Origin of the sequence: Dietzia sp. B44 (assembly GCF_014145245.1) — a bacterium.
Taxonomy (GTDB): domain Bacteria; phylum Actinomycetota; class Actinomycetes; order Mycobacteriales; family Mycobacteriaceae; genus Dietzia; species Dietzia natronolimnaea.
This window is the reverse complement of the sequence record NZ_JAALEF010000056.1, coordinates 1-5,278: the sequence shown is the minus strand read 5'-3', so window position 1 is coordinate 5,278 and position 5,278 is coordinate 1. Positions and strand designations below refer to the sequence as shown.

The window sequence follows — 5,278 nt, the reverse complement described above, 5'->3', positions numbered from 1 at the left end:
TGAGCCACACCAGACGTACCGTCGCGGGAGCCTCCGGGGTGTAGCGGTGTCGGTCGGTCAGCCCTAGTCCGATGCGCCCGTTGTTGGCCACGAAGCCCGGGTGCCCCTCGGTCATCGCGGCCTCGACCTCCTGCAGGTCGGCACCGGCCAGTTCCTGCACGGGGCGGGCGCGGTGGTGCAGACAGAACGCGGCGGACCCGAGGGTCGCGGCGATCTCCTCCAGATAGACGCCCACGAGTGACGCGGGGATACCGAGCACCGGGGCCAGCGCGGTGATGAGGGCCGGGGCGTCGGGTTCGACCGGCTCGCCGGCGACCTCCCGGCGCAGCGAACCCTCGTCCACCACCCAGTGCTCCAGGGGCAGCACCCGCCCGCGGAACAGCCACCTCTCCTCAGCCGCGCGCACCTCGTACACGTCCGGGTCCGCGGTGGGCTGAGGCGAGACGAGTCGCTCGTGGGAGAACTCGGCCAGGGCCTTGGCGCACAGGTGACGGTGGGCCCGCCGCATCGCGTGACCGGTGAGGTGCGCGTGGGGCACGGCACCGGACGACGGGGGTGACGACGACACGGCCCGTGTGGTCCGGCCGATCTCGGAGGCCCGGAAGTCCCCGACGTCGCAGAAGGAGAGCAGGGCGGTCTTGTCGGCGAGTTCCACCGCCCCGCCCTCCCGGAAGCCGGCACGGGCGTTGAGTCGGTGCACGGCGGTGTTGCGGATGTCCGGCTCCACCACCACGCGTCGGGCGCCCAGCGGACCGAAGGCGGTCTCGCAGATCGCGCCGATCACGGCGGCCGTGGTGCCCGGCACGGGCGTCCGCGAGGGGGCGACCAGCAGGTGCATACCCAGGTCCCCGGGTTCGTGCGGGTACGAGCCGTCGAGCTCGACCGCGGCCGGGTCGTAGTACACCGCCAACCCCACTCGCAGTCCGTCGATGCGCACCATGTGGACCTGCCGGTGTGGGCTGCTCTGCCAGTCGCGGAAGAACGCCGAGATCTGCTCGGGCGCCATGTGCCGCATGCCCCAGTACGCCGACCCGGGGTGCGAGAGCCAGGCGTGGAGGGTCCCGACGGTATCGGCGTCCGTGGAGAGGGAAGAGAGCGAGACGAGCCCGGCGGGGGTACTGACGGTGTGATGGTTCATCGGGCCTCCTGGGCCTGCTGGTCGGCGGGGGAGTGGCGCACGGCGGACGTCCCGGCTCGGGTCGGATCGGTCTCCCGGGTGGGGCAGGACTCGCGGGCCGGGGCGCCGAACCGCTGGAACGCGATGCGTGATTCGACGGGGTAGACCTCGTGACCGGTGACGGACCGCAGGATGATGCTGTTGCGCATCGCCCCCATCCCCAGGTCCGGGGCGCTGAGCCCGTGGGTGTGCTCCTCGGCGTTCTGCACATGGACACGCCGATGGGCCAGGTCGATGGTGTGGTCGCGGGCCACGCGGTAGCGACGGGGCCTGCCCGCGCCGGCCCGCCCGGGTCCGGGGTCCTCCCAGTCGATCTCCGAGGCGATCCCGTCGAGGAACCGCGGAGCGGTGGCGGAGTAGCCGGTGGCCATCACCAGACCGTCCGTGTGGTGTTGCCAGGCCCGGCCGGTGTCGTTGCAGTGCAGGTCCAGGCGGATCCCTGACTCGTCTACGGTGGCCCCGTCCAGGGCGGTCGCGGCCACCAGCAACCCGGTGTCCAGTCCGTGGGCGGACCGGCGGTAGAGAAGATCGTGGATCTCGTTGATCAACTCGGCGTCGATGCCCTTGTAGAGGGACCGTTGCTCGCGCAGCAACCGGTCCCGGGTGCCGGCGTCGAGACCGTGGAAGTGGTCGATGTACTCCGGGGAGGTCATCTCCAGGGTGAGCCTGGTGTACTCCATGGGGAAGAACCGGGGGGACCGGGTAATCCAGTCCACGCGGGGGCCGGAGTGCCCGGACGTCGCCACCAGGTCGTGGAAGATCTCGGCGGCCGACTGGCCGCTGCCCACGACGGTCACCGAGTCCAACCCGAGCAGCTCCTCGCGCCGGTGCAGGTAGTCGGCAGCGTGCAGCGCGACCCGTCGGCCCGCGTGTGGGGAGGCGCCGTCGAGCGAGTCCGTGTCGACAGGCGACCACGGGGTGGTGCCGATCCCCAGTGCGAGGTGCCGGGCGCGGTAGGTCTCCGTGCCGTCGGAGGTGATCGCGGTGACCCGGTAGACGGGCCCGTCCTCGTCGTCGTCGGTCCCTCCGTTCCCCCCGTCCGGCCCGCCCCCGGCGCCCTGTGCCGCCTCGCGCCGGACGTCCACCACCTGCCGTCCCCACCGGAGTCCACCCACCCGCTCGGAGGCCCAGCGACAGTACGCGTCGTACTCCGCGCGCAGGGGCTGGAAGTTCTCGCGGATGTAGAACGGATACAACCGGCCCACCTGTTTGAGATAGGACAGGAACGAGTACGGAGAGGTGGGGTCGGCCAGCGTGACCAGATCGGCGAGGAACGGCACCTGGATGGTCGCGTCGTCGAACATGAGTCCGTGGTGCCACGCGAAGCCCTCGCGGGAGTCGAGGAAGACGGCGTCGATCTCCAGCGGTTCGGCGAGGCACGCCAGCCCGAGGTTGAACGGACCGATGCCCACCCCCAGCAGGTCGTGGATCTTCCCGCTCATGACATCACCCCCGCGGTGGTGGCCTGGCGCATCCCCTCGGCCAGGTACCGGGCGGCCTCGCGGACGTCGGCGAGCACGGCCGCCACGTCCCGGTCGGACAGCTCCGGGTCCAGGATCGTGAGTTTGAGGCACGGTCTGCCGTCCACCACCGTCGCCGCGACCACCGACCGTCCCTCGGCGAACAGCGCGTCCCTGACGGGACGGACCAGGGCGTCGGACTCGTCGGGGTCACACCCCTCGGGCCGGGGGCGGAAGAGGACGGTCGACAGTGCCGGCCTTCGAACCAGCTCGAGGTCGGGCTCGGAGTCGATGGTCCAACCGATCCGCCGGGCCACGTCGATCGCGTCGTCGAGCATGCGGCCGATCCCGTCGGCGCCGAGTACGCGCAGCGTCATCCAGAGCTTCAACGCGTCGAAGCGGCGGGTGGTCTGCAGGGACTTGTCCACGGCGTGATCGTCACCGTCCGCGGGGTTGAGGTAGTCGGCGCTGACGGTGGAGTGGCGGAAGCCGGAGCCGTCCCGCAGGAGAAGAGCGGATGCGGCCACCGGCAGGAAGAAGGTCTTGTGGAAGTCGACGGTCACCGAGTCGGCCAGCCCGATCCCGTCGAGGAGATCGCGGCGGGTGGGGGAGACCAGCAACCCGCCGCCGTAGGCGGCGTCCACGTGCAACCAGACGTCGTGACGGCGACAGACCAGTCCGATCTCACGCAACGGGTCGATCGCGCCGTGGTCGGTGGTGCCGGCCAGGGCGACGACGGCCGCGACCTCGTCACCGGCGTCCGCCACGGATGCCAGGGCGCGGTCGAGGGTGGCGGGGTCCATGCGGTCGCCGTCCCCGGGGAGGACGATCACCGCGTCCGGCGCCAGGCCGAGTAGACGCGCGGCCTTGACCACGCTGAGATGGGCGTGCTCGCCGGTGACGATCCGCAGTCGGGACAGACGGGCGCAACGGTCCGCGGGCGTGGTCCCCCCGGGGCCGGGGCGGGAGAGTCGATCCTCGCGAGCGGTGAACAGCCCCTGGAGGTTGGACTGCGATCCGCCGGTGGTGAAGACGCCGTCCGGCGTGACCCGATCCGGCCTGTCGAACTCGATCAGGTCGGCGACCCAGTCGACGAGTCTCTGCTCGATCAGGCACGCCGAGGTGCCCTGGTCCCACGTCTCCACCGCGGTGTTGACGGAGGTGGCGAGCGTCTCGGCGGCCAGCGCGGGGATCGTGACCGGACAGTTGAGGTGCGAGAGGTAGCGGGGGTGGTGGTACCCCACGGCGTGGTCGAGGTAGAGCGCACGCACCTCCACCAGGGCCTTGTCGAGCGTCCCCAGCGTACCGGCGAACGCTAAGAGGGTAGGCTAGCCTAATCAACACAAGGGTGACATGAATCACGTTGTGGCTCAGGTGAAGTGGGAATCCGAGAGTACGGTCTTGTGTTTCTTCGCCCCGCCGCTCTACTGTTGCCCCGATAAGGTAAGCCAAGCCTAAGCGGCTTTGATCCCATCGGAGACCCCATGAGTCCACTCACCGTCCGATCCCGTGTCCGTGCGGTCGACGCCCCCGATCGCGCACGGGTCGTGCTGCTCCTGGCCGCGCTCCTCGCGACACTGGCGGTGTTGGCCGGGTGCACGACGGGCTCGGTGGGTGGATCGCAGGACCCGGCCACGGCGACCGACGTCGAGCGCGACGGGGAGTTCCCCCGCACCATCACCCACGCGTACGGGCAGACGGAGATCACCGAACCGCCCCAGCGGGTGGCCACGATCTCCTGGGTCAACGCGGATGTCTCGCTGGCGCTGGGAGTGGTTCCGGTGGGCATGCCGCGGAACTCGTTCGGCGGCAACGCCGGTGGATCCACCGACTGGTTCGACGCCGAACTGGAGTCGGTGGGCGGCGAGATGCCGGAGTTGTACTCGGAGACGGACGGCATCAACACCGAGGCCATCGCCGCGCTCCAACCCGACGTCATCCTGGGTGCCTACTCCGGGATGACCGCCGAGGAGTACGAGACCCTGTCCACGATCGCCCCCACCATCGCGATGCCCGAGGGCGACGTGGCCTTCGGTACGCCCTGGCAGGACTCGACCCGCCTCATCGGCGAGGCGCTCGGCCGCTCGGAGCGGGCGGAGGAGCTCATCGACGAGGTGGAGGACCGGATCGCCCAGGTCGCCGACGATCACCCGGGCGTCCGGGGGACGACCTTCATCTACGGCACGGTGGATCCCGACGCGGCCGAGAAGATCTACGCGTTCACCGACGTGGACAACCGACCGCGATTCCTCGAGCAGCTGGGGATGGTGCAGGCCCCCGTCGTCTCCGAGGCCTCGACCGGCGCCGCCGACCAGTTCGCCGTCACCTGGTCACCCGAGCGGGCCGACGATCTCGTCTCGGACATCCTGGTCACCTACGCGGCGTCGCCCGACGTGCGCGCCGCGATCGAGGCGGACCCGCTGCTGGGTCGCATCCCCGCGGTCGAGGCGGGCCGGATGGTGGTGCAGACCGACGAGCAGCAGGTGCTGTCCATCTCGGCGGCGTCGCCGCTCAGCCTGCCCTGGGCGCTCGACAACGTGGTCCCGGACATCATCGCCGCCGCGGAGCAGAACTGACCGATGCAGGTGACCGCGACGAGCCGGAGCGACCCCGCACCCGCGGGGCCGCCGGCGGCCCCGGT

4 protein-coding genes are annotated in these 5,278 nt (G+C 70.8%); 1 reads left to right on the top strand and 3 read right to left on the bottom strand.

Features of this window, described 5'->3' with window-relative positions:
- From G6017_RS16650 to G6017_RS02355, 3 genes are all read right to left on the bottom strand, one after another.
- On the bottom strand, positions 1–1,138 hold a 1,138-nt coding region (locus G6017_RS16650; protein ID WP_241731334.1), incomplete at its 3' end, for a GNAT family N-acetyltransferase.
- Positions 1,135–2,619: a lysine N(6)-hydroxylase/L-ornithine N(5)-oxygenase family protein gene (locus G6017_RS02360; RefSeq protein ID WP_182615751.1), complete on the bottom strand. Its 1,485-nt coding sequence runs from the start codon at positions 2,617–2,619 to the stop codon at positions 1,135–1,137. The genes G6017_RS16650 and G6017_RS02360, both read right to left, overlap by 4 nt.
- Complete coding sequence (locus tag G6017_RS02355; protein WP_347237928.1) at positions 2,616–3,914, bottom strand: pyridoxal phosphate-dependent decarboxylase family protein; 1,299 nt, start codon at positions 3,912–3,914, stop codon at positions 2,616–2,618. Before G6017_RS02355 ends, G6017_RS02360 begins: the two co-directional genes overlap by 4 nt.
- 207 nt (positions 3,915–4,121) lie before the next feature.
- Here G6017_RS02355 and G6017_RS02350 point away from each other — a divergent pair, with 207 nt between their 5' ends.
- Positions 4,122–5,213: an iron-siderophore ABC transporter substrate-binding protein gene (locus G6017_RS02350; RefSeq protein WP_182615749.1), complete on the top strand. Its 1,092-nt coding sequence runs from the start codon at positions 4,122–4,124 to the stop codon at positions 5,211–5,213.
- Positions 5,214–5,278 lie beyond the last annotated feature (65 nt).